General features: G+C 45.7%; 20 protein-coding genes and 1 riboswitch. Of the genes, 14 read left to right on the top strand and 6 right to left on the bottom strand.

The annotated features are described in order from the left end of the window. Positions 1–57 precede the first annotated feature (57 nt). The 5 genes from CPZ25_RS07755 to CPZ25_RS07735 all read left to right on the top strand — a co-directional run bounded on the left by CPZ25_RS07755 (position 58) and on the right by CPZ25_RS07735 (position 5,051). On the top strand, positions 58–1,932 hold the full coding sequence (locus CPZ25_RS07755) for a polysaccharide biosynthesis protein (protein ID WP_224168742.1): 1,875 nt from the start codon (positions 58–60) through the stop codon (positions 1,930–1,932). 120 nt (positions 1,933–2,052) lie between these two features. After that, positions 2,053–2,763, top strand: coding sequence for a YveK family protein (locus CPZ25_RS07750; protein WP_058693812.1), 711 nt, complete (start codon positions 2,053–2,055; stop codon positions 2,761–2,763). After that, positions 2,763–3,497, top strand: coding sequence for a CpsD/CapB family tyrosine-protein kinase (locus CPZ25_RS07745; protein WP_074617614.1), 735 nt, complete (start codon positions 2,763–2,765; stop codon positions 3,495–3,497). The genes CPZ25_RS07750 and CPZ25_RS07745 overlap by 1 nt, the downstream gene beginning before the upstream one ends. Positions 3,498–3,509: 12 nt before the next feature. Further along, positions 3,510–4,331 carry a tyrosine-protein phosphatase gene (locus CPZ25_RS07740; protein WP_096920433.1) on the top strand — a complete coding sequence of 274 codons (822 nt, stop codon included), beginning with the start codon at positions 3,510–3,512 and terminating at the stop codon, positions 4,329–4,331. Then, on the top strand, positions 4,332–5,051 hold the full coding sequence (locus CPZ25_RS07735) for a hypothetical protein (protein WP_096920434.1): 720 nt from the start codon (positions 4,332–4,334) through the stop codon (positions 5,049–5,051). A gap of 59 nt (positions 5,052–5,110) precedes the next feature. Here CPZ25_RS07735 and CPZ25_RS07730 read toward each other — a convergent pair whose 3' ends face one another. Next, positions 5,111–6,052, bottom strand: coding sequence for an LCP family protein (locus tag CPZ25_RS07730; RefSeq protein ID WP_058693816.1), 942 nt, complete (start codon positions 6,050–6,052; stop codon positions 5,111–5,113). A gap of 220 nt (positions 6,053–6,272) precedes the next feature. Here CPZ25_RS07730 and CPZ25_RS07725 point away from each other — a divergent pair, with 220 nt between their 5' ends. The 3 genes from CPZ25_RS07725 to pyk are packed head-to-tail and all read left to right on the top strand — an operon-like array spanning position 6,273 to position 12,538. Next, positions 6,273–9,791, top strand: a complete 3,519-nt coding sequence (locus CPZ25_RS07725) for a DNA polymerase III subunit alpha (RefSeq protein WP_096920435.1) — start codon at positions 6,273–6,275, stop codon at positions 9,789–9,791. After that, positions 9,788–10,744: a 6-phosphofructokinase gene (gene pfkA, locus CPZ25_RS07720; protein WP_058693818.1), complete on the top strand. Its 957-nt coding sequence runs from the start codon at positions 9,788–9,790 to the stop codon at positions 10,742–10,744. Before CPZ25_RS07725 ends, pfkA begins: the two co-directional genes overlap by 4 nt. A 51-nt stretch (positions 10,745–10,795) precedes the next feature. Continuing rightward, positions 10,796–12,538, top strand: a complete 1,743-nt coding sequence (pyk, locus tag CPZ25_RS07715; RefSeq protein WP_058693819.1) for a pyruvate kinase — start codon at positions 10,796–10,798, stop codon at positions 12,536–12,538. 54 nt (positions 12,539–12,592) lie between these two features. Here pyk and CPZ25_RS07710 read toward each other — a convergent pair whose 3' ends face one another. From CPZ25_RS07710 to CPZ25_RS07690, 5 genes are all read right to left on the bottom strand, one after another. Then, positions 12,593–13,855 (bottom strand): HlyC/CorC family transporter, encoded by a 1,263-nt coding sequence (locus tag CPZ25_RS07710; RefSeq protein WP_096920436.1) that lies wholly within the window; start codon positions 13,853–13,855, stop codon positions 12,593–12,595. Between the two features lie 135 nt (positions 13,856–13,990). After that, positions 13,991–15,139 (bottom strand): TolB-like translocation protein, encoded by a 1,149-nt coding sequence (locus CPZ25_RS07705; RefSeq protein ID WP_058693821.1) that lies wholly within the window; start codon positions 15,137–15,139, stop codon positions 13,991–13,993. Then, positions 15,126–16,928, bottom strand: a complete 1,803-nt coding sequence (locus CPZ25_RS07700) for an ATP-binding protein (protein ID WP_058693822.1) — start codon at positions 16,926–16,928, stop codon at positions 15,126–15,128. Before CPZ25_RS07700 ends, CPZ25_RS07705 begins: the two co-directional genes overlap by 14 nt. After that, the gene (locus tag CPZ25_RS07695) at positions 16,928–17,614 is read right to left on the bottom strand and encodes a response regulator transcription factor (RefSeq protein ID WP_074617610.1); all 687 of its coding nucleotides are present in this window, start codon (positions 17,612–17,614) and stop codon (positions 16,928–16,930) included. The genes CPZ25_RS07700 and CPZ25_RS07695 overlap by 1 nt, the downstream gene beginning before the upstream one ends. A gap of 52 nt (positions 17,615–17,666) precedes the next feature. Continuing rightward, positions 17,667–18,377: a tRNA lysidine(34) synthetase gene (locus CPZ25_RS07690; protein WP_096920437.1), complete on the bottom strand. Its 711-nt coding sequence runs from the start codon at positions 18,375–18,377 to the stop codon at positions 17,667–17,669. 223 nt (positions 18,378–18,600) lie between these two features. Between CPZ25_RS07690 and CPZ25_RS07685 the strand changes: the two genes are divergently transcribed. The 6 genes from CPZ25_RS07685 (at position 18,601) to ftsX (ending at position 24,571) form a co-directional block, all read left to right on the top strand. Further along, positions 18,601–19,092 (top strand): COG2426 family protein, encoded by a 492-nt coding sequence (locus CPZ25_RS07685; protein ID WP_058693825.1) that lies wholly within the window; start codon positions 18,601–18,603, stop codon positions 19,090–19,092. A gap of 4 nt (positions 19,093–19,096) precedes the next feature. Then, positions 19,097–19,897 carry an HAD-IIB family hydrolase gene (locus tag CPZ25_RS07680; protein ID WP_058693826.1) on the top strand — a complete coding sequence of 267 codons (801 nt, stop codon included), beginning with the start codon at positions 19,097–19,099 and terminating at the stop codon, positions 19,895–19,897. A 121-nt stretch (positions 19,898–20,018) separates the two neighbouring features. After that, positions 20,019–21,251 (top strand): aminopeptidase P N-terminal domain-containing protein, encoded by a 1,233-nt coding sequence (locus CPZ25_RS07675; RefSeq protein ID WP_074617607.1) that lies wholly within the window; start codon positions 20,019–20,021, stop codon positions 21,249–21,251. A gap of 77 nt (positions 21,252–21,328) precedes the next feature. Further along, positions 21,329–21,424: riboswitch (SAM riboswitch) on the top strand. Between the two features lie 118 nt (positions 21,425–21,542). After that, a complete protein-coding gene (metK, locus tag CPZ25_RS07670; protein WP_058693828.1) occupies positions 21,543–22,724 on the top strand; it encodes a methionine adenosyltransferase in 1,182 nt (393 codons plus the stop codon). A 250-nt stretch (positions 22,725–22,974) separates the two neighbouring features. Then, complete coding sequence (ftsE, locus tag CPZ25_RS07665) at positions 22,975–23,664, top strand: cell division ATP-binding protein FtsE (RefSeq protein ID WP_096920438.1); 690 nt, start codon at positions 22,975–22,977, stop codon at positions 23,662–23,664. After that, positions 23,654–24,571, top strand: a complete 918-nt coding sequence (gene ftsX / locus CPZ25_RS07660; protein ID WP_096920439.1) for a permease-like cell division protein FtsX — start codon at positions 23,654–23,656, stop codon at positions 24,569–24,571. Before ftsE ends, ftsX begins: the two co-directional genes overlap by 11 nt. Positions 24,572–24,582: the final 11 nt, after the last annotated feature.

Genomic DNA, 24,582 nt, shown 5'->3' with positions numbered 1-24,582 from the left:
GCATTATTGATTAAAACAATAATGCTTTTAATATGTCTGAGAACATGGGAGAAGTTAATGAAAAAAGATTCCAAGGATATGGCAGTACGCGTCGCATTCCTGATTTTCTTAGATGCTGTGGTACTTTTTTTATCCTATTTATTTGCGTTTTTGCTGACCTACAATTTCAAAATCCCTTTTAATTTTGTCAGTGGTGCGCGTTGGTTTTTAGCCATGGGGATCGGCATCAAGGTGGTCGTTTTTTTCATCACTGGCATGTACAATACCCTTTGGCGCTATGCAAGCATTGAGGAGCTCTGGCAGATAACTTTTTCTGTTATTCTTGCAAATATTCTGACTTTTGTATTGTATTTTGCCATTGGCGCCGGAATTCCGACGACCGTTCAGATTCTGTCATTTGTATTTGATTTGATCATGGTCGGTGCGATCCGTATTTTCTACCGAACGGGGAGACGTATAAAACAGGGTGTCGGAGGTAAAGGCAACTGCAGGAATGTCCTGATTGTGGGGGCAGGCGAAGCAGGTATCAAGATTCTGAGAGAGCTGGCAGCAGGCGAGATGAAAAGCTATGTCGTTGGTTTTGTAGATGACAATGTTTATAAACAGAAAAAGAAAATCAATGGTCTGACAGTTTTAGGCGGAAGAGATGATATTCCTGAAATTGTTGAGGATGAACAGGTTAACGAAATTATTATCGCACTGCCTTCTGTTCCTAAAAAGGAAATGAATGAGATTGCGGAGATATGCCATAAAACAGGACGTCCTGTCCGTGTTTTGCCGAGCTTCGATGATATCCTGAATTATGACGTCAGCCTCAGTAAGCTGAGAGACCTACAGATAGAGGATTTATTAGACCGGGATGAAATCCATCTGGATAAAAGCGTTATTTCTGAGTTTATCAGGGGCAAGGTGGTCTTGGTGACTGGTGGAGCAGGCTCTATTGGCTCCGAGCTCTGTCGCCAGATCATCAAGTATCAGCCGAAACAGCTTGTTATACTCGATATTTATGAGAACACGCTGTATTATTTGGAACTCGAGCTGCGCCGCTATATCCATGAGCTGGAAATTGAAAGTGGCTACGGTATACGCCTGGACCTGGAGATTACCAGTATTCGCGATAAGGTCAGCGTTGACAGCTTATTTGAACGTTACCGTCCGCAGGTGGTCTTTCATGCGGCGGCGCATAAACATGTCCCGCTGATGGAAAAAACGCCGAAAGAAGCCGTGAAAAACAACATTTTTGGTACAAGAAATGTTTTGGACGCCTGTGTTGAATATCAAGTCGAAAAATTTGTACAGATATCCACAGACAAGGCTGTCAAGCCCACCAATGTGATGGGAACGACCAAACGGGTCTGTGAAATGCTGATTCAGCTTTACGATCAGCATCATCAAACGGAATTTGTCGCTGTGCGTTTTGGAAATGTTCTCGGAAGCAATGGCAGCGTTATTCCTATATTTAAAGAACAAATTGCAAACGGGGGACCGCTGACAGTGACTCATCCTGATATAGAGCGGTTTTTTATGACCATTCCCGAGGCCACGCAGCTGGTGCTCCAGGCTGGCAGCATTGCACACGGTGGAGAAATCTTTGTGCTGGATATGGGGGAACCGGTGAAAATCAAGGATTTGGCTGAGCGTATGGTCCGTCTCTCGGGTTACGAACCTTATACAGAGATGCCGATTGTCTTTTCGGGTCTGAGACCAGGGGAAAAACTGTATGAAGAGCTTTCTTATGATATGGCTGAATTTGATAAAACACGGTATAAGGATATTTTTGTTGAAAAACCAGAAGTTTTTGATGAAATCATAATATGTGATGAGCTTGAAAAATTGAAACAAATTGTTGATGGCGGGACGATGGACGAGGTGATTGACCAGTTGAAAATAATCGTTCCAGACTATCATCCTAACCGTGAAACTAATATTTAAAAAGAGATACAAGGAATATAAAAATTCCTTGTATCTCTTTCTCTTTTAAGTTATAATTGTTTTTGTTATAATAAAATAGTTATAATTTAAAGTATATAAAATAATGAAGGGAAAATTTTGATGGAAGAGATTAGTTTACATGACATACTGGATATGTTAAAGGAAAACTGGAAATTTATTGTCATTTTAACCTTGTGTTTTATGATTGTGGTTTCAGTGTTTACCATCTTTTTTATGAACAAAGAGTACAGCAGTTACACAACGTTAATGATCGGTAAATCAGAGGGTTACTCCGATACAAATGCAAATGCGAACTACAATGAAGTCTTGACGAACCAGAAATTGGTCGGCACTTATAGTGAAATTGCAAAAAGTAAGAGTGTTGTCTCAGAGGTTGAAAATAATCTGAACCTTGATTTAAGCGATGGACAGCTCTCTAAAATGATTGATGTCACCACTGTTAATGATACGGAGCTGATTAAGATTACCGTCACAGATGAGGATCCTGTTGAGGCAGCCAACATTGCTAATGAAACAGCGAAAGTGTTCATGTCCAATATTGGTGAATTGATGAAAATCAGCAACTTGCAGGTGGTCGACGCGGCAGAGGTCAATTCAACTCCCGTTTCTCCGAATTTAAAGCTGAATGTTGCGATTGCCTTTTTACTCGGTATTGTTGTGAGTGTTTTCATTATCTTTATCCGAGAGATGCTCAATACCAGCGTTAAGTCTGTTGATGAACTAAAAGAACTTATTGATGGGGTACCGGTTGTTGCGGTTATACCACATTCTGAAGAGCTTATGACCCATTCTGAAGGAGGTAAAAGATAATGAAGGATTCCATAATTACCTATAAATCTCCTAAGGATCCAATTTCTGAAGCCTTCAGGAATATGCGTACCAACATAACCTTTGCTGATATTGATGAGGAACTGAGGGTTCTTACGATAACAAGTACGGGTAAAGGTGAAGGAAAGTCGACGATTATTGCAAACTATGCGGTTGCCCTTGCCCAGTCAAAAAAGAAAGTGCTTTTGATTGACTGTGACCTGCGCCGCCCCAGAATCCACCGTTTATTCGAGCAACCTAATAAACGAGGGCTGACAAATGTACTTTTAAGAGAATGTGAGCCAACAGAAGCGATTCAGACAACTGATGTTGAGAATCTTTTCATTATTTCTTCAGGTCCTATCCCGCCGAATCCTTCGGAAATTCTGGCCAGCAAGCGGCTCATTGAGTTAATTAACCAGTTTAAACTGGCCTTTGACTATATTTTGATTGACGCACCGCCTGTTGGTGTTGTAACAGACGCCGCGGTTCTTTCGCATGTAACAGATGGTTACATCGTAGTTGCGGCGATCAGCGTCACCAATAAGGAAGGGGTGCGTTTGGCCCTTGAAACACTGCGCAACGTCAATGGAAATATTGTCGGTGTTGTGGCGAATAATGCGCCGGTAAGCAAGCGGAGCGGATATTATTATTACTACAGTGCTTACGAAGAAGACCAACATCAAAGCAAGAAAGAGAAGAAGCAGCGGAAAATTAAAGAAAAAAGAGGAAAGTAAGGGGCAGACAGTATGATTGATATACACACGCATGTGCTATACGGTATCGATGATGGTTCCCCAACAATTGAGAACAGCCTTGAGATGCTCAGAGTTGCGGAGCGGATAGGTTTCCGCGGCGTTGTTTTAACACCACATTACATGAGCTATACGAATTTTGTTTCCAGAGTTGCTGAGAACAAAAAAAGATTGAAGGCTTTGATAAAAGCAGTTGCGGAAGAAAATATCAATATACAGCTGTTTTTGGGAAATGAGCTCTATTATGAACCAGATATGATACAGATGGTTGAGACAGGTGAGTTTACCACCCTGAACAAAAGCAACTATTTTTTAGTGGAAACCATGCGGCATGATTCGAGTGTCGAACATTTGCAGGAGTTTCTTTACCGATTACAGGCAAAGGGATACTCAACGATTTTAGCGCATCCTGAAAGATATGATTTTGTCAGAGAAAATCCTAATATATTATTGGACTTTATGGATAAAGGAACTTATATACAGACAAACGCATTAAGCTTGACAGGCTTTTATGGCAGTGCTTCTAAAGAGACGGCTGAGATCATGCTGGAGCACAATATGGTTCAGTTTCTGGCCAGCGACGCACACCGTGTCAAGAGCTATGAGCTGATGGAAAGAGCATTGGATCGTGCAGAAGAAATTGTCGGACGTAAAGAATTTGAACAAATTATGAATTTGAATCCAGCAATTGTTCTTGGTAATAGAGGGACGATTCAGTGCAGTCCGATCGAATACAGCCCTAAGAAAAAACATCATTTTTTCCCTTCATTTAAGAAGTCTGGCAAAAAACGTTTAGGAGGGGTGGGAATTCAGTAAATGAAACATGTAAAAAATACAGTGATTGTTATTCTGTTTGTGGTGTTTTGCGTCATTATTGTATATGGTTTAAAAACCTGGAATAATGATGGCAAAAAGAAAGTCGCAGCGAATGCGAACCAGCCGTCTACCAGCGTACAAAGCACGGATAAAACCACGGCTCCAACGATTACGATCACCTCAAATAATCTTTTTAATGAAAACAATGTGACAAACAGCGATGTATCTGTCGCGTTTAAGACTTCCGGTTTAAAGGATGCTTTCGTCAACGGAATATCTTTGAACGATCCACAGTCACAGGAAAAGGTAACAGAGGCTCTGCTGTCAAACCCGGGTAATTATGAGATCATTGTCGAAGACAATAATGGCAGCAAAGCTGTTCTAAGGTTTTCAATTGATCCGAATGTGGTTATCGCTGAAGAAGGCGGAAAAAAGGCTTCTGATATTAAATCTGAGCCCTACACGGGTGAAGTAGCGCAGATACAGGGCCCTGTAATCACTGCACAGACACCGGCGGGGCTTACAAATGGAGGAACCGTCAGTTCTGAGTTTGTAACGCTGGCTTACAGCAGCCCGGAACAGATTACTTCTGTTACGCTTGACGGCGAGGCAATGGAGATCATTGGCACAGTGACTAGCTATATGTCTGGAAAACATACAGTGGTGGTTACAGACAGTAAGGGAGCAAGCTCGACCTTTACCTTTACAAATAATTATTAAAGATATAAAAAAAGAACACCCAACACGGTGTTCTTTTTTTATTTTTATATCAGCCTCTATTAAACGCTTTGATCCTGAAAGATATAGGCGTCCATTTTTTCACGAACAGTTGGGATATCAAATACCAGATAATACACACCGTCGATCATCTGACCATTGGCGTCATCATCCTGTGGGAAGCGGTTCTGCTTAATGCCCTGCTTCGCCAGCGCGCCATATTTGGTAGTCATATCAAGCATTTCCTGATTAGAAAGGCTGGTGGTAATATAAGGTGCAAGATCACTGATCAAACCCGGGTAGCTGGTTACAGGCTGCTGGATCATTTTTACGACAAGGGCGTTTAAGACGGTCCGTTGGCGTTCAGTTCGCTTAAAATCATTGCCGCTGGCATAGCGGATTCTGGAATAAGCCAGGGCCTGGTCGCCCGTTAAGAGCTGGGTGCCAGACTGGTACAGCCCGGGAATCTGTCCGGTCGCGATTTCTTCATCTGTGATGTCAATGCTAACGCCGCCAAGCATATCGATGATTTCGGGCATTGAGGTAAAATTGACAGACATAAAGTCTGTAATATTCAGCCCGAAATTTTCGTTGAGCGTGCGGATTGCAAGCTCAGGGCCGCCAAAAGCATAGGCATGGTTGATTTTGTCCATGCCGTGTCCTGCAATGTCGACATAAGAGTCACGCATGACAGAGGTCAGCTTGATGCGGTTGTGGACATTGTCTAAAGTCAGGATCATGATCGAGTCAGAACGGCCGGTTTCGCCTTCGGCGGCATCGATGCCGTAAAGGGCAATATTGACAATCTCACCATTTTTGTTTTCAGTAATGCCCAAATCCTGAGCGTTATCTGAAATATCAACCTTGTCCATTTTGTTCATCGTATTCTGGATGTATGAGTAGGCGTATAAGCCCCCGCCCAAAATAAGAGCGAAAATGATGGCTACGATAATCAAAGCTACTTTTTTTCCGGTGCCCATGCCGCCGGTTTTGTTTTTTCCCATATAAAAAGACACTCCTTATTTATTTTATAATTGATAATTATACCATATCTCTACTGCGCTTGCTATTATAATTCAAATTATTTAACAGGAACTTTAAAAAATGCAATTGTAACCGGGAACAATATTATCCATCTGGGACAATAGGGGGTGTATTTTGTTTTCGTAATGTGATATAATATGAGAAATTATTGGAAAATAACAGAGAAAGGAGGGAATCCAGATCGAATCTGAATTTACACATTTACATGTCCACAGTGAGTTTAGCCTTTTAGATGGTTTTGGAAGAATTAAGCAGCTCGTGAAAGAAGCAAAGGATTTGAAAATGAAAAGTCTCGCGCTTACGGACCATGGGGTGCTTTTTGGCGCGGTCGATTTTTACAAAGCCTGCCTGGAGGAAGGCATCAAGCCGCTTATTGGTTGCGAGGTCTATGTTTCGCCCCGCCGTCTTGACCAGAAGGAAGGTAACATTGATACCAATCCCTATCATCTGGTACTGCTTGCCGAAAATAACGATGGTTATAAAAACCTGATGAAAGTCGTATCGGAAGGCTTTATTGATGGATTTTACTATAAACCCAGGGTTGATCATGACTATTTAAGAAAGCATCATGAAGGCATCATCTGCCTGTCAGCCTGTATTGGCGGGGAAATTCCAAGGCTGATCATTGAAGGGCAGTTGCAGAAAGCAAACGAAATCTGCCAGATGTATCAGGATATTTTCGGTAAGGGAAATTTCTTCCTTGAAATACAAGATCACCGCATGCAGAAGGAAGCGCAGGTCAATGAGGTGCTCATCGATTTTTCTAAAAAATATGATATTCCTCTGGTAGCGACCAATGATGTTCATTATGTCCGTAAAGAGGATGCCGAAGCCCATGATGTGCTTTTGTGTATCCAGACAGCTGCTTCTGTGGATGATAAGGAGCGGATGCGGTTTCCAAATGATGAATTTTATCTGAAATCCTCGGATGAAATGTCCCGGTTATTTATTGATGTGCCGGAAGCCATTGAGAATACCAACAAAATTGCAGAGCGCTGCAATGTGAGCTTTGACCTTGAAAGCGCTCATTTGCCAGAGTTTGAGCTCCCAGAGGGGGAAAGCTCTGCGGGCGACTATCTGAGAAAGCTTTGTGAAACAGGCCTTAAGGAGCGGTATCAGGAGCTCACGCCGGAAATAAAGGAACGCATGGATTATGAGCTCGACGTTATCCACTCTATGGGCTTTGACAATTATTTTCTGGTGGTCTGGGATTTTATTAAGTACGCCAAGGATCATGACATCATGGTTGGGCCTGGCCGGGGGTCTGCAGCAGGAAGCCTCGTGGCCTACGGGCTGGACATTACGACCCTGGACCCCCTGAAATACAATCTTCTGTTTGAACGTTTTTTAAATCCTGAACGAATCACGATGCCGGATATCGACTGCGATTTCTGTTATGAACGAAGACAGGAAGTCATTGATTATGTTATCAGAAAATACGGCGCAGATCATGTAGCCCAGATTATTACCTTTGGTACCATGGCCGCCAGAGGTGCGGTGCGCGATGTGGGAAGAGCCTTGAATATGCCCTACAATGCAGTAGATAAGGTGGCCAAGGAAATTCCAATGCACCCCGGACAGAATATTACGATTGAAAAGGCTTTGGAAGAAAACAGCGAGCTGCGAAAGATGAAGGAAAACGATCCAGAGGTTTCCAAGCTTCTGGATATGGCCGAATCCATGGAGGGGCTGGCCCGCCATGCCTCCACCCATGCGGCAGGTGTAGTTATTTCAGATAAGCCGCTGATGGAATATGTGCCGCTCTACAGAAACGGAGACATGATTACCACTCAGTTTCCCATGGGACTCCTGGAGGACCTTGGGCTTATAAAGATGGACTTCCTGGGCCTGAGAACCCTTACGGTTATCCGGGACGCCCTCGAAAATATAAAACACAGCCAGGGGAAAGAGATCAATTTAGACAATATTGATCTCGAGGATTCCAAGGTTTACAAGATGCTGTCCAAGGGTGATACACTGGGGGTATTTCAGCTTGAAAGTAAAGGGATGATCGCGTTTATGCGTGATCTGCAGCCAGAGCATTTCGAAGACATCATTGCCGGTATTTCCCTTTACCGCCCTGGCCCCATGGATCAGATACCAAGATATATTGAAAATAAAAAAAGTCCGGAGGCAATCACCTATCTGCACCCGATTTTGGAACCGATTCTGAACGTTACCTACGGATGTATGGTTTATCAGGAACAGGTTATGCAGATATTCAGAGATGTGGCAGGCTTTACCATGGGCAGAAGTGATCTGGTCCGCCGTGCCATGTCGAAAAAGAAAATTGATGTCATGGACCAGGAAGGTGAGGTTTTCATCCACGGCGAGGTGGATGAAAACGGCGTGTCTATCATCGACGGCGCAGTACACCGGGGCGTGCCGGAAAACGTGGCAAAGCAGATATATGCGGAGATGAAGGATTTTGCCAAGTACGCCTTTAATAAATCACATGCCGCGGCCTATGCGGTTATTGCCTACCAGACAGCCTGGCTGAAATGCTATTACCCCACAGAATTTATGGCGGCCTTAATGTCCTCTGTGATGGATGATGAAAAAAAGGTATCCAAATATATCGAGGACTGTCGTAAAAATGACATCAAGGTGCTGCCGCCGGATGTGAATGTCAGCTATGATAAGTTTTCTGTAAAGAACAACAAGATATGCTTTGGCTTAGGCGCCATTAAGGGACTTGGGAAAAATGCCATCGTGTCGATTGTAAATGCCAGAGAGAGTGGCGGCCCGTTCAAGGGCTTTCGGGATTTCTGTGAGAAAGTCGATTTAAAAGCCTTGAATAAACGCATGGTGGAAGGCCTGATTAAAAGTGGCGCCTTTGACTATACCGGAAGCACCCGCGCTCAGCTTTTGCTTGGCGCAGAGCGGATGGTGGACCAGGTGCAGCGCGAAAAACGCGACCGCCTTGCCGGCCAGATATCCTTGCTGGATTTTGGCGGGAACAGCAGCCTGAAGGAAGACTTTCTGCCTGATGTGGCGCCCTTTACCAAGGAGCAGCGGCTGGCGTTGGAGAAAGAGGTGCTCGGCCTGTATGTTACGGGGCACCCCCTCGAAAAGTATGAGAATACCTTAAAAGAAAAGACAAACCTTAACAGCAGTATGCTTGACAGCTATGAAGACCTGAGAGATTCTGGAATCAGAGACGGCGGGGCAGTGATTATTGGCGGACTCATCGATGACATCAAAAATCAGATTACCCGCAATGGCAAGCTGATGGCTTTTATGACACTGGAAGATTTATACGGCCGCCTGGAGGTGGTTGTATTCCCCAATACATTGGAGAAATACCGTCCTCTCCTGACTGTGGACCATGCGGTGATTGTGAGAGGTAAAATAAATTATAATGAAGAAATGAATGTTTCTGTTATCTGCGAACAGGTCTATCCTCTCAGCCTGAAAGCGGATATTCCGCAGGTGAAAGAGGAAAGAACAGTGTATGCACCGTCTGAACAGAAGGAGAAGCTGGTCATTCATTTTACAGATTTTACACAAAAGCCCTTGCTAAAAGAGATCAAATCCGTTTTAATGAAAACACCGGGTCAAGTGCCAGTGGAGCTGCATTTTGAAAAAGAACATAAAAAATTTGGCGCAGATAAAAACCTTTGGGTGAGCGTCTGTGATGAATTAATAAATAACCTGGAAGCAATTCTAGGGCAGAATAAAGTGGAGGTACTCAAATGAAAATTGGTATTTTAACGAGTGGTGGTGACGCACCAGGAATGAACGCGGCGATCCGGGCAGTTGTCCGGACAGCCATTTATCATAAAATTGATGTTTACGGCATCAATCGCGGCTATGCAGGCCTGCTGGATAAAGATATCAGCCCATTAAATGTCTATTCAGTCGCAGATATTCTGCAAAAGGGTGGTACCATTTTAAGAACCTCCAGAAGTGAGTTTTTTCCGACCGAGGCAGGACAGAAGCGCGCAGCCGAGGTTTTGAGGGAGTATGGCATTGAACATCTGATTATCATCGGCGGAGACGGGAGCCTGAGCGGGGCACTGGCATTGAAAAAGCTGGGTGTGAGCGTTGTGGGGATTCCCGGGACCATTGATAATGACTTTGGCGCCAGTGATTTTACCATCGGCTTTGACACCGCTGTGACTACAGCCATTGAAGCCATTGGAAAAATCCGTGATACCACCTTTTCCCACAACCGGATCAACGTGGTGCAGGTCATGGGACGTACCTGCGGAGATATCGCTCTGTATGCAGGCTTCTCGGTTGGTGCAGAGGCATTGATCATCCCTGAAATTGAAACTAACCTTGAGGGAATCTGTGACCGGCTGCTGGCTGGCAAGGATCGTGGGAAGCTTCACAGCATTGTCATGCTGGCTGAAGGCTGCGGCAGCTACCGTGATTACTGCAAAAAAATTGAGGAATTGACACAGGTTACAACTAAAGGCACCAATTTAGGGTATATCCAAAGAGGTGGATCACCGTCTCATTTTGACCGCAATCTTGCAAGCTTTATGGGATATAAAGCGGTAGAAGCGATCGTTAATGACAATACCGGAAATGTTGTGGTACAGCGCAAGGGCGAGTACATCATGGTTCCCCTTGAGGAGGCGCTGGAAACTCCAAAAGTTTTCCGTAAAGACATGTACAAAATTGCAAAGATCCTGTCGATTTAACGATTTAAGAAATTTGACATAAATATTAATATAAAGTGAGGTTATAACAGTATGAAAAAAACAAAAATGGTGTGTACCCTTGGGCCGGCATCCGATTCAAAAGAGATTTTAACCAAAATGATCCAGGGCGGGCTGAATGTAGCGCGTTTAAACTTTTCACACGGCAGCCATGAAGAGCATGCGGGAAGAATCCAGAGAATTAAAGAAGTGCGTAAAGAGCTGAACATTCCAGTCGCGCTGATGCTGGATACAAAAGGTCCGGAAATCCGTACCGGAGACTTAAAAGAAGGAAAAGTAACCCTTGAAACCGGTAAAAAAATTGTGCTGACCTCGGAACAGATCGAAGGGGATGCAGACCGTGTCAGTGTCAGCTATGAAGGGCTGCCGGATGACTTGTCAGTAGGAAATAAAATTCTGATTGACGATGGACTGATCGAACTGAATGTCGACCGCATTGATGGAACAGAAATCTATTGCAGTATCGACAACGGAGGTGTATTGGGCTCTAAAAAAAGCGTCAATATTCCAAATGTCGAAATTAATCTGCCAGGTTTGACACCCAAGGATGAAAGTGACTTAATCTTTGGGATTAAGCAGAAAGTCGACTTTGTCGCAGCGTCCTTTGTGCGCAAGCCGCAGGATGTTATTGCGATCCGTAAGGTACTCGAAAATAACGGCGGCGGAAATATCCAGATTATTTCCAAAATTGAAAACCGTGAAGGTGTTGAAAAAATCGACCGTATTTTAGCGGTTTCTGATGGTATTATGGTTGCCAGGGGGGACCTTGGTGTAGAAATCCCGGCTGAGGAAGTGCCATTGGTGCAGAAGAGCATCATTAAAAAATGTAATCTTCTGGGTAAACCGGTTATCACAGCCACACAGATGCTGGATTCCATGATCCGTAATCCAAGACCGACAAGAGCCGAAGTTGGTGATGTTGCCAACGCGGTATTTGACGGTACGGATGCAGTAATGCTTTCTGGCGAAACCGCAGCGGGTGCTTATCCGGTACAGGCGGTTGAAACCATGGCAAATATCGTGGAAAAAACAGAGCGCTCTGAAGAATACATTAACCGTCAAAAACCAGAGCACGGCGAACTGACCATCACCAATGCGGTTAGTGAAGCCGCTGTACAGATTGCAGCTAACCTGGATGCGACAGCTATTATTGCGGCGACCTCCTCTGGACATACACCGCGTATGCTGTCTAAATACCGCCCGGAATGTACAATTTTAGCTGTCAGTGATAAAGTATCCACTGTCCGCCGTTTAACCCTTTCCTGGGGTGTTTACTGCATGTATATGACAGAGCTCAGAGATACTGACTCCATGGTGCATGACTCGGTACAGGCGGCTGTAGAGCTGGGCGTTGTCAAAATTGGCGATCTGGCCGTTGTGGCGGCTGGCGTACCCCTTGGCGTACAGGGCAATACGAATATGATCAAAGTCCATACCGTGGGCAATGCGATTATGAGTGGTACCGGTATTGGTGATAAGCCGGTAACAGGCTATGCAAAACTGATCAATGAAGATAACGCTTCTGAATTCAAGGAAGGGGATATCCTGGTTGTCAAATCCTTATCGCCGGATATTTCGTGGATATTGGACAAGGCAGCGGCCATCATTACAGAAGAAGGCGGCCTGAGCTCCGAAGGCGCCATTGCCGGATTACACTATAATATTCCGGTAATCGTCGGCGTTGAAAAGGCCCTCGAAATCATCGGACATGGTAAGCTGATCTCCGTCGATCCGAAGCGCGGGATGGTTTATCAAGGTAAGGTTCGCATGGTTTAAGCAAAAAAATAAAAAAGCCTGCCGTTTTTGCAGGCTTTTTTTAATGGATTAAATTCAAGCATCTTTTTCAGGCTCTTCTGTCCGGACGATCTTGATTTCAAGAACACACTTGAGGCTGGCTTTTGTGATGGTAATGGCAAGATTTTCATAGGTGAAGGTGTCGCCGACCTTTGGTATATGGCCAAGCAGGTCAACCACCCAGCCGTTGACGGTATTGGAGTCCAGGTCCTTATTTTGAAATTGGATATTGAAGTATTCAAACATATCGATGAGGTTAGCATGGCAGGAAACCAGGGTTGTATGATCGTCCAGGGGCTTGAAAACTTCCACGATCTGGTCATGTTCGTCCCATATATCGCCCACAAGCTCTTCCAGTATATCTTCAAGGGTGACCAGCCCAAATGTGCCGCCGAATTCGTCCGCGACAATGGCCATATGGGTCTTAGACTTTTGAAGCAGCCGCAGCAGCGTAGAGATTTTCATGTTTTCACTGGCGTACACCACATCGGCCACAATTCCCTGAATAGAGGTAATATCGTGATTGATCAGTGAATGAAAATCCTTCTCATGGATCATGCCAATGATATTATCAATGCTTTTGATGTATACCGGAAGTCTGGAGTAACCGGTGGTTGAAAAGAGCTGTTCTATTTCATCCAGCGGCGTTTCGAGATCGATGGCAGAGATATCGACTCTGGGAATGGCAATATCCCCGGCACTGAGGTCGTCAAATTCAATGGCGGAACGGATCAGCTCGCTCTCATGTTCGTCTAATACCCCTTCGTTCTGGGCTTCATCCACAATGGTTTTCAGTTCTTCATCAGTGAAGCTGGGACCGTCCGCGGATTTGAAAAATTTTGACAGCAGTCTTTTCCACTGTGAAAAGACAAAGGTCAGGGGTGTCAGAAGATAAATAAAAAAATTTAAAATCGGCGCTGAAAAAACAGAAAACTTCTCAGGGCTCTCTTTGGCCATACTTTTGGGAGAAATTTCCCCGAAAATCAAAACAAGGATGGTCATGACCACAGTGGAGATGGTGACGCCCAGATCGCCAAAATACCGGGTAAACAGGACGGTTGCCAGCGAGGCTGAGGTAATGTTCACAATATTGTTGCCGATGAGAATGGTCGAGAGCATTTTGTCGTAGTCTTTGCTGATGTTCAGTACCAGAGCTGCTTTCTTATTGCCTTCGGCCGCCATGTTTTTCATGCGGATTTTGTTAAAGGTTGAAAAGGCTGTCTCGGTGGCCGAAAAATAGGCCGACATTAAAATAAGCAGTGCGAGAACAAACATCATTATTAGACTGCTACTGTCCATAAAATAAATTTTCCTCCTGAAATGTATTCGTCATTATGTTCTATTATATCATAATCAGCCATTGTTTTGTTAAAAAGTGCGCATATATTTATAAAGACAACGCCCGGGTACCAGCATGGTACCCGGGCGTTGCGGCTAATTAATGTTATAATCGATTTTGTAGATTTGTGAAATGGGCTGCCCTTTGGTGTCGGCAGTAGTTGCCTCCCTTTTTTTCTCGATGGAGAAATAGATCGTGGACTTGTAGGGGTGGGCGATAATTGCCGAGGTCAGGGTCAGGGGGGCGGATATCTGCAGCTTGTTTTTTCCGTTTGCATCCATGATCCAGATGGACTGAGAGGTCTTGGTATTGATGCTGGAAAACTGCGTGTACAGGATTTTCTCTCCGCCTGGCGTATACACCGCCGAAGTAAAATTCCCTTCGCTGATAACGGAGGCCTGAGTCCCTTTGCTGATACTGTAACTCATGATCCGGTTGGAATCTCCATAATTTTGCGTGTAGATAATGCTGCCGTTTTGGCGGTTAATATCAAAGTTTATAACATTTTCATCGATTAGGGTAGAGCTGAGCTCATCAGTTCCGTCCTTTATCTCGGAAAGGTACAGGTTTGTTTTCTGATCATCGGTCGGGTCTGTACCTGTGAAGATAACCGCGTTGTTTTTGGGGTAATATTGGATATCTTGAACGGGAATGCCGCGGACCGTATGGTAAATACGGCGGTCGCCGTCTGAGTTTGCCATGACAATCTGATTGCTGGTGTTGCTGTAGATGACGCTGCTATCGTCCACAATACAGATATTTGAGTTGACATTTTCCTCAGGAGAGGAAATGGTCTTTGTAACGCTCTTGTCGATGGAGGTCCAGATAAGCTGGTTTGAGGATTTTTCGTTTCCAGTGTCCAGCCCCTTTTCAACATAAAAGACACCTCTGGCGTATTCGTCGAATTTGGCGGAAAGCTGGTGCTTTTCGGAATTGACAAAGCTGGTCAGCTGGTTTTCATTTTCACCCACCTTGAGCAAATTGATGTTATAGGTGATGGGCGGCGCTTCAGTGGTGTTAAGTAACAGAAGTGTGCTGCCGTCGTAAGATATGTCCTGAACCATCCCGGTTCCGATGTTTTCAAAGGAAAGGATTTCCATTTTGCTCTGTGCGTTTTTTTGCTGAAGCAGTGCGTTGTTAAGAGCCAGCGGTTTATCCTGGGGCACCAGAAAGCTTCTGCAGCCGCCGAGGAAAAATGGGAGCGCACAAAGCAGAAGCAGCGTGATCCATTTATTCTTTTTCATTTTCTTCACCTCCGGCAAGTGCTTTTTCAATGACGGGCAGGGTTACGATAACGTTGGTGCCTTCACCGACCTGGCTGTCGACGCGGATGGTGCCATTGTGCTTTTCAACGATCTGTTTTACCAGGTAGAGGCCAAGTCCAGCGCCACCTTCGCCCTCGCTCCGGGCGCGGTCTTCATCGACACGGTAGAAAGCATTGAAGATGCGGTCCTTTTCCACGTCGGAGATACCAACACCGTAATCGCGGATTGAAACAACAATACTGCCGTCTTCGCGCGTGGAAACCACGTCGATGATATCCCCTTTGTCAGAGTATTTGATCGCGTTGTGTAAAACATTGATGAAAAGCTGTTGGAGCCGGTCGTAATCGCCGAGTATCTCCGGCAGGTTCTCGTCCGATTTATAGTTGATCTCAATGTCGTTTTGGCTGGATTTAATCTGCATTTGGTCGACGACATCGATGAGCAGGGCATGCAGGTCGAGGTTAGCCTTTTTAACGTCAAATTCGATTTTATCAAACTGGTTCACATTCAGTAAATCATCCACAAGGCGCAGCAGACGGTGCCCCTCACGATTGATGGTCGACAGCGAACGGTTCAGAATTTCGGGGTCCACCACCTGTCTCCGGGTGAGCATATCCGTGTAGCCGATAATGGTCGTCAGCGGCGTCCGCAGCTCATGTGAAACTGAACTGATGAATTTTTTCTGTTCATTCTGGAACTGCTTGGTGGCAGTGACGTTACGGATGATGATCATGTAATTTTCTTCATAGCCGGCTTCCCGGATGGGACTGCCGATGATAAGGAGATTACGGCCGTTACAGTCGATTTCCTCTGATATATGGTCCTTGCCGTTTTTAAGATCGTCAAACATATCCCGGAGGAAGGACTGGTACTGGAAATCATAGATTGTTTTGGGGTTGGATATATTAAAGTAGGTTTTGATATAGGAATTGGACGTGATGATATTCCCCTTTTTGTCTATGGCCAGCAACCCGTCGTCAAGGGAGGCCAGAACACTGGCGAGGCGTTTTCGTTCGGATTCCAGCTGTAGGATTACATTGTTGACATTCTGAGACATCTTGTTAAAAACCTGGGTGAGATCCCCGATCTCATCGTCCCGGCTGTAATGAACCATGACATTGTAATTGCCCTTGTTGATTTCGCTTGAAATGCGGGTCAAATCCTTGATGGGCTGGACAAAATGCTTGGAGAAGGACAGGGTGACCACCACCAGAATGGTCAGGCCCAGAATTCCGCCGATGACAAACAAAAGCGTGCACAGGCTGAGGAAGGAGTCCATATTATCCAGTGAATAGATAAAGCCAACATAGCCAAGAAAATTATTGTCGATCTCGATTGGCGATACATAATAAAGAACACTGGTGTTGTCGATGCTTTTCAGAGTCATGACCGGACTGTCCTTTTGGCGAGAAAGGGCAATCTCATTGCTCAGAAATTGATTGTCCGGAATCGAGACGGAGTCCGCAATGGCGTTGCCGGCGGCGTCGAAAAGAATAACCCGGCTGTTTTCGAGCTGGGCAATGCTTTTGCTGAAGGACAGGCTGTTGTCGATGTAGCGGGTTTCATTGGCCGCTTCGGAGGAGCTGGCCTTGAGCTCCTGGCCAATATAAAGCACTGCGTCCTGACTCATGACCCCGAGCTTATCCTTTGCCTGGTTGATATAGTAGTAGGTAACGCCCTGGACCACACAGAAAATAACAATGATAAAGGTAGCGATAAAAAGGGCGATATTGTAAACAATCATTCGCCCCCGGTAGGTCATTTGCATCAGATTTTCCTCATTTTATATCCGATCCCAAAAACGGTTTGGATGAATTTATTGGGCTGGGTATCGATCTTGCGGCGGATTCGCTGAACGTGCATGTCGACCGTTCGGGTGTCGCCGTAATAATCGTAGCCCCAGATTTTTTCAAGCAGCGTATCCCGTGGAAAGACCTGCTCGAGATTGGAGGCCAACAGGTATAAAAGGTCAAATTCCTTTGGCGTCAGGTGCACTTCCTTGCCATCAAGCAGAACCGTCCGCTCATCCGGCATGATGCTGAGAGGTCCGTTTTTGATAACGGCATCGGTTTTCTTGGCGGCCGGAGCCTTGGTAGCGCGGCGCAGATGGGCCTTGATACGGGCCAGCAGCTCACGGTTGTCAAAGGGTTTGGTCAGGTAATCGTCGGCGCCCAGCTCAAGGCCGAGAACCTTGTCGATAATATCGGTTTTAGCGGTTAAGAGGATGATGGGAACGTCCATTACTGGCGTCAGGGTTTTGCAGACATCATAGCCATTGACCTTGGGCAGCATGATGTCCAGGACAATGAGGTCTGGTTCAAAGCTCTGTGCCTTTTCTATGGCTTCCTGACCATCGTAGGCGGTCTCTACCTGATAACCCTCAAAGTCTAGCTCCATTTTGATTAAATCTACGATAGCGGCTTCGTCATCGACAACTAAAATTTTTTCGTTCATGCTGTTCTCCTTTTATATATAAATATCATGTAATGTAATATGTCAAAAGTGATCAGAACCACAGGTGGAACTGTTCTTTATTCTGGATGGCCTTCAGGATGCGGTCATCCAGCTCGGGAATGGTCTTTCTGAGCTCTTTCATCATGTCTTTCATGTCCTCACGCTTGGTATGGCCGTCGGCGGGACAGGTGCTTTTAATGACGGGCAGTGCTTTGACCTCAGGATTGTAGACAATATCCTTTTCCTTAACAAAGATTAAGGGGCGAATCAGGGTGATATCCTTCCGGTCAAGGTAGGTTACCGGTGAAAAGGTGTTGACGCGGCCCTCATAAAAAAGGCTCAGGAAAAAGGTCTCGATGGCGTCATCGGCGTGGTGGCCGAGGGCGATTTTACGGCAGCCCCGCTCAATGGACAGGTCGTGCAGTGCGCCGCGTTTCATTCTGGCGCAGAGGGCGCAGGGTTTTTTTTCCTGTCTGGCCTCAAAAACAATGGGACCGATCTGTGTTTTTTTGATGGTGTAGGGGATGTCCAGCTCAGCGCAGAGCTGAACCAGCGGTTCAAAGTCCATTCCGCCAAAGCCCATATCTAAGGTAATACCCTCCAGTTCAAAAGGAACTGGCGAGAAATATTGAAAGCGCTTCATGGCAACCAGCAGTGCGGTGCTGTCCTTACCGCCGGACAGACCAACTGCGATGCGGTCGCCGGGGCGTATCATTTCATATTTTTCAACTGCTCTTCTTAAAGGTCCGAGGATCTTTTTCATGATGTCTCCTTTATATAACAAACTACTGGTATTTTACCATTATACAAAGGAAAAAACAAATTTTGCACCGGTTTTTTAACTGAAAATAAAACTTTTGGAAAGCTTGTCAAGCACCTTTATAGTTGTTTCGGATAGAAATTAATGTTATAATTTTTAATTGCATATTCCAATATTGAAAATGCTTAAGTTTTAATAAAGATGATTAAAAACAAAGGAGAAACGAATGTCCCAGGCGATTATTAATTTTTTTGCTTTTTTACCGGACTGGCTGGAGGTTTTCATTATCTCAGCGATTCCGATTGTTGAACTCAGAGGCGCAATTCCGTGGGGAACCCTGGTGCTGCACATGCCTTACCTTCAGGTTTTTTTGCTGTCCTGGCTCGGAAGCATTATACCGGCGCCCTTTATTCTGCTGTTTTTACCGGCGGTCTTAAAATGGATGCGGGGTACAAAGGTTTTTGGCCCCTTTGCCAATTGGCTGCACACAAGAGGGATGAAAAAATCAGAGAAAATCACACAGTACAAATTCTGGGGGTTGATGATTTTTGTGGCGATTCCGCTGCCGGGCACTGGCGTCTGGACCGGCTGTCTTGCCGCATCGCTCATTGAGATGGACTTTAAGCGCGGCATGCTGTCGGTTATTCTGGGCTCAGCCATCGCAGGCGTTATTGTGACAACATTATGCGCCCTCGGCCTTATGGCAGTTGGGGGATGATGAGATGGTTCGTCTGATTGCCCTTGATCTTGACGACACCCTTTTGACAACAGATAAGCAGATTTCCCATAAAAACCGGGAAGTGCTGGAGGCGTGCATCGACAGAGGAATCCGGGTGGTTACAGCAAGCGGACGGTTTAATGAATCTCAGCTGGTGTTCATCAAGAAGATTGGGCTGGGGCTTGAAAAAGAATACCACGTTGGCGACGGCGGCGGGACTATTTTTAACGAGGATAAAATTTTAAAGGTGATGGGTGCCATCGACAGAGCCCGGTATCTCAGTGTTTTAAGCCAGACGCGGGAGCTGGGGGTGCCCTGCTTTGTGGCCACGAGCCACAATATGTTTTATGATATAGCAGACCAGCCTCTGTGCCATGTTTATGGGAAGGTACCTGGTGTGCGCCGGCCTTATATTGAGCGGCTGGAGGATCTTTCGGCAGTAGAAGATGCCCTTAAGTTTGTGTTTTCCTATCAGTCTGAGGAAGAGCTTGAGCGTATCCAGTCGATCCGCTGCGATGGAACCATTACCTTTCACGCGGGGCGCAATCTTATGGAAATCACCATGGAGGGCCTGAACAAATTCGCGGCCCTTACGGAGCTGGCCAAGTTTTACGGCATTGCGGCCGATGAGATGGCCTGTATCGGGGACAGCGAAAATGATATTCCGATGATCGAAGGCGCCGGGTTGGGGATGGCGGTCAAAAACGCCATGGACAGCGTTAAGGTGCACGCCGATGCCGTTGGTGAGAAAACCAATGATGAAGACGGCGTGGCCTGGCTTTTGGAAAGGTATGTATTGCAATAAAAAAGGGGATTGGTGAAATGCGCTGACTCTTTTGGCTAAAGATCAAATTCAGTATTGAATTTGGTCTTTTTTATGTTTACAATAGTCCTTAGTGACAAAATAATTAAAAGGAAGTGTGAAAATGCCATTATCACAGAATTTTTATAGACAAACCCGCAGAGAATTAGGCGAAAAGCTGGAGATGGAGAGCCTGGCGATCATCTATTCCGGACGGGCGGTCCAGCAGTCGCTGGACGCGGACTATCCCTTTTACACAGATAACAACTTTTATTATCTGACGGGGATTGAGGAGCCTAATGTGACCCTTCTGATGGAAAAGGACGCCAATGGCGAGGTTACAGAGCGTTTATTCATTGATGAGCCAGACCCTTTTAAGGAAAAATGGGTGGGCGCTAAGATCAGTATTGAGGAAGCTCAGGCGTTATCTGGTATCGAGGAGGTGCGTTACAACTCTGATCTGGAGCCCTGCGTTTTACAGGAAACCCGTTTTGACAACCTGTATTTTGATTTTACCATGCCCAGGCATCAGAGCTTTGCGACCAGCGATCCGCAGGTCAAGCTGCTGTTCGCAGATATGGAGATTCAAAACCTTCAGCCTTATTTGACCGCCATGCGGTTAATTAAAAAACCCGAGGAAATCCAGGCGCTGCGTGACGCCATCGAAATAACCGCGAAGGGGATCGACGCTATTCTTGAAAATTTGAAGCCAGATATGAAGGAATATCAGATTCAGGCGGTCTTTGAATACACCATCAATATGCTGGGCGCTCAGGGGGTATCCTTCCAGACCATTGCGGCCTCTGGCAAAAGTGCTACGGTGCTGCATTACATAAAAAACCAGGCAACCATGAAGGGAAGCGATATGGTGCTTCTGGACCTGGGGGCCCGCTATAAGGGCTATTGCGGCGATATCAGCCGTACCTTTCCGGTTTCTGGAAAATACACTGACGAACAGGCCATGGTCTACAGCATGGTTCTGGAAGCTCAGCGAGAGCTGATCCAGATGTACCAGCCCGGTGCAAAAATGCTGGATATCCAACAGGCAACCAAGGATATTTTTCTTGAGAAATGTTTAAAAAACAACATTGTGCCCAAAGATAAAGACATCAATGAATTCTATTATCACGGCATCGGCCATTCACTGGGGCTGGATACCCATGACACCAATGATAAGCGGGAATATATCCTGGAGCCCGGCATGGTCATCACCTGCGAGCCGGGGCTTTATATTGCGGAAATGGGGATGGGCGTGAGAATTGAGGATGATATCCTCATCACAGAAAACGGACCGGAAAACCTGTCGCCGCAGATTCCAAAGGATATTGACGTTATTGAAAGGCGGATGAATCAGTAAGCCGTTTGTTTTTTTCCATAAAAGGGGCTTGACAAAACAGCCCTGTAGGTTTATCCTATTACAAGTAATTGAATATTTACCTATCCAGAGAGGTGGAGGGACAGGCCCGATGAAACCCGGCAACCAGCATAAGCATGGTGCCAATACCTGCAGTTAAACTGTAATGATGGGGTTTTTGAACGAATCTAACCCCATGCGCGCATGGGGTTAATTTTATTTAAGGATTTAAAAAATCTGTGATCTTTATCAAAGGTAAATAGAATTACGACAATACAAATTTTTAAGGAGCGAATAATGAAACAATTATTTACCTCAGAATCCGTTACTGAAGGCCATCCGGATAAAATCTGTGACCAGATTTCCGATGCGGTGCTGGACGCGATCATCGAACAGGACCCAATGGCCCGTGTTGCCTGTGAAACATCCGTATCAACTGGCTTGGTTTTAGTAGCGGGTGAAATCACCACCAACTGCTATGTAGACATTCCTAAAATTGTCCGTGAGACCATCCGCGGCATTGGCTATGACCGTGCGAAATACGGCTTTGACTGTGAAACCTGCGCGGTTTTAACCTCCATTGACGAACAGTCTTCGGACATTGCCATGGGTGTGGACAAGGCCCTTGAAGCAAAAGAAGGAAAGCTGGAAGAGGAAGATCTGGCTACCGGCGCCGGAGACCAGGGGATGATGTTTGGTTTTGCCTGCAACGAAACGCCAGAGCTTATGCCAATGCCGATATCATTGGCCCACAAGCTGACCAAAAAGCTCTCTGACGTGCGCAAACAGGGTGTTGTAGATTATCTGAGACCGGATGGAAAATCTCAGGTGACCGTTGAATACAACGACGGTGTGCCCACCAGAGTGGACACTGTGGTCATTTCGACCCAGCACAGCGCTGATGTGGACGCTGCCACCATCCGTAAGGATATGATCGAAAAGGTCATTAAGCCTGTGATCGACCCGGCTCTTCTGGATGAAAACACCAAATATTTCATCAACCCGACCGGCCGTTTTGTTATCGGCGGCCCACAGGGCGACGCCGGCTTAACCGGACGTAAGATTATCGTAGACACCTACGGCGGATATGGACGCCACGGCGGCGGTGCTTTCTCAGGAAAGGATCCGACAAAGGTCGACCGTTCTGCCGCTTACGCAGCCCGTTATGTTGCCAAAAACATTGTGGCGGCAGGCCTGGCTGATAAATGTGAGGTACAGCTTGCCTATGCCATTGGTGTGGCTGAACCGGTATCTGTTTTTGTCGATACCTTTGGAACAGGCAAGGTTGCCGACGATAAAATCGCAGAGCTGGTAAGAAAGCATTTTGACTTGAGACCAGCCGCGATTATCAAGAATCTTGACCTGAGAAAACCGATTTACAAGCAGGTTGCCGCTTATGGCCATTTTGGCAGAAACGACCTGGATTTACCGTGGGAAAAAACCGACGTTGCTGAAAAATTAAAAGCAGAAGCTTAAAAACAGAGGATCACAGTTGAAAAGTTGTGATCCTTTATCTTTTTGTTTCTTAAAAGGGCTATAAAGTATCAAAAAATTAAGGCAAGGTGCGACCATTTTGTGTATAATTAATGCGTTCGAGTAATAATTTGAATACTTTTAGATAAAACTTGGATAGAAAATCTTGTTTTTGTGCGTTAAAAAGTATAAAATAAACGGTACAGCATCATTGGCAACTGCCAAAAGACCAAGCTGCTAGGAAGATGATTGAATGATTGAATTTATAAATGTTACAAAAACGTATGATAAAAATGAAAAAGACGCCTTAAAAAATGTAAACCTGTTTATCGACAAGGGTGAATTTGTATTTCTGGTTGGCCGCAGCGGCGCCGGAAAGTCTACCTTTATCAAGCTTTTGCTTCGTGAAATCGACGCGAGCATGGGCACGGTTAAGATCAAGGGCCACGATATTTCCAAGCTTTCCAAAAAAGAGATTCCGTATCTGAGAAGAAAGCTGGGGGTGGTTTTCCAGGACTTCCGGCTGCTTGAGAATAAAAGTGTCTATGAAAATGTGGCCTATGCCATGGAGATCATTGGCCGGCCCGAGCGCAAGATCCGCAAGAAGGTGCCTCTGGCGCTGGAAATGGTCGGGCTTTCGCACCGGGCAAACCACTATCCCAATGAGCTTTCCGGCGGGGAGCAGCAGCGTGTTGTTATCGCCAGGGCCATTATCAATAATCCCAGCATTTTGATCTGTGATGAACCGACAGGGAACCTTGACCCGGAAACATCACGTGATATTATGCGTATTCTGGAAGAAATTAACAAGCATGGCACCACGGTGGTGGTGGTAACCCATGACAGTGAAATGGTAAATATTATGAAAAAGAGGGTTCTGACCCTCGAAAATGGTTATCTTGCCAGCGATGACGTCAAAGGGCGGTACCGCAATGCGAAGTAATCACTGGAAAACCATGCCCCGGACGATCCTTCGCGATACAGCACAGAGCATGCAGCGAAACAGTCTTATGAGTATTGCGGCTGTTTTTTCCATCATTGCGGCGCTGATCATTTTGGGAATTTTTCTGGTGCTTACCATCAATATCCGCCAGGCGACGGTGAATGTGGAGTCTCAGCTGGAAATGAAAATTTTCCTGAAGGTAGACTACACCGAGGAACAGCGCGCCGACCTGGAGCGGGACCTGAAGGCCAATCCGCTTATTTCGGAGGTTCGCTTTGAAACAAAGGATGAGGCCCTGCAAAACTTTTCAAGCTCACTGGAGGACTATACCGGCCTTCTCAGTGATTTCAGTTCCGAGAACAATCCTATGCCCGCCTCTTTTATCGTTCAGGTAAAGGACTCGGAAAGCATGGATGATGTCAAGGCCTTTGCGCTGACCTATCAGGACAAAGGGGTGGAATATGTCAAATACGGCGAGGAATACATTAACGCGCTGCTGAACTTTAACCATTTCGCCAATACCATGAGCATTGTTGTGCTGATTGTTCTGTCGGTTATTTCATTGTTTTTAATTTATAATACCATCAAGCTCACGGTGTTCGCGCGCCGGAAGGAGATCGGTATCATGAAATACGTCGGCGCGACCGACGCTTATATCCGAACGCCCTTTGTCCTGGAGGGGACTTTTCTGGGACTCATCGCAGCTGTTGTGGCGGTGATGATCGTGCGTTTGGCTTATTACTATATATTGGGCATGCTCGGCGGCAGTGTACTGCTTCCGATGACCTCGGCACTGGCGACACCGGATCAGGTAATGGGTCAGCTGATCTTTTTCTTTACAGTTTATGGTGTTGTGATCGGTGCGGTGGGCAGTGTGTTCGCGATCCGAAAATTCTTAGACGTATAAAAACAGGAGGG

The sequence above is a fragment of the Eubacterium maltosivorans genome (genome assembly GCF_002441855.2).
Lineage (GTDB): Bacteria > Bacillota > Clostridia > Eubacteriales > Eubacteriaceae > Eubacterium > Eubacterium maltosivorans.
Note: the sequence above shows the minus strand (reverse complement) of the source record. Positions and strands in the feature narration are given on the sequence as shown.

Coding starts and splice junctions, on each gene's coding strand:
- CPZ25_RS07755 (WP_224168742.1), top strand. CDS start 58: ATGAAAAAAGATTCCAAGGATATGGCAGTACGCGTCGCATTCCTGATT.
- CPZ25_RS07750 (WP_058693812.1), top strand. CDS start 2,053: ATGGAAGAGATTAGTTTACATGACATACTGGATATGTTAAAGGAAAAC.
- CPZ25_RS07745 (WP_074617614.1), top strand. CDS start 2,763: ATGAAGGATTCCATAATTACCTATAAATCTCCTAAGGATCCAATTTCT.
- CPZ25_RS07740 (WP_096920433.1), top strand. CDS start 3,510: ATGATTGATATACACACGCATGTGCTATACGGTATCGATGATGGTTCC.
- CPZ25_RS07735 (WP_096920434.1), top strand. CDS start 4,332: ATGAAACATGTAAAAAATACAGTGATTGTTATTCTGTTTGTGGTGTTT.
- CPZ25_RS07730 (WP_058693816.1), bottom strand. CDS start 6,052: ATGGGAAAAAACAAAACCGGCGGCATGGGCACCGGAAAAAAAGTAGCT.
- pfkA (WP_058693818.1), top strand. CDS start 9,788: ATGAAAATTGGTATTTTAACGAGTGGTGGTGACGCACCAGGAATGAAC.
- pyk (WP_058693819.1), top strand. CDS start 10,796: ATGAAAAAAACAAAAATGGTGTGTACCCTTGGGCCGGCATCCGATTCA.
- CPZ25_RS07710 (WP_096920436.1), bottom strand. CDS start 13,855: ATGGACAGTAGCAGTCTAATAATGATGTTTGTTCTCGCACTGCTTATT.
- CPZ25_RS07705 (WP_058693821.1), bottom strand. CDS start 15,139: ATGAAAAAGAATAAATGGATCACGCTGCTTCTGCTTTGTGCGCTCCCA.
- CPZ25_RS07700 (WP_058693822.1), bottom strand. CDS start 16,928: ATGCAAATGACCTACCGGGGGCGAATGATTGTTTACAATATCGCCCTT.
- CPZ25_RS07695 (WP_074617610.1), bottom strand. CDS start 17,614: ATGAACGAAAAAATTTTAGTTGTCGATGACGAAGCCGCTATCGTAGAT.
- CPZ25_RS07690 (WP_096920437.1), bottom strand. CDS start 18,377: ATGAAAAAGATCCTCGGACCTTTAAGAAGAGCAGTTGAAAAATATGAA.
- CPZ25_RS07685 (WP_058693825.1), top strand. CDS start 18,601: ATGTCCCAGGCGATTATTAATTTTTTTGCTTTTTTACCGGACTGGCTG.
- CPZ25_RS07680 (WP_058693826.1), top strand. CDS start 19,097: ATGGTTCGTCTGATTGCCCTTGATCTTGACGACACCCTTTTGACAACA.
- CPZ25_RS07675 (WP_074617607.1), top strand. CDS start 20,019: ATGCCATTATCACAGAATTTTTATAGACAAACCCGCAGAGAATTAGGC.
- ftsE (WP_096920438.1), top strand. CDS start 22,975: ATGATTGAATTTATAAATGTTACAAAAACGTATGATAAAAATGAAAAA.
- ftsX (WP_096920439.1), top strand. CDS start 23,654: ATGCGAAGTAATCACTGGAAAACCATGCCCCGGACGATCCTTCGCGAT.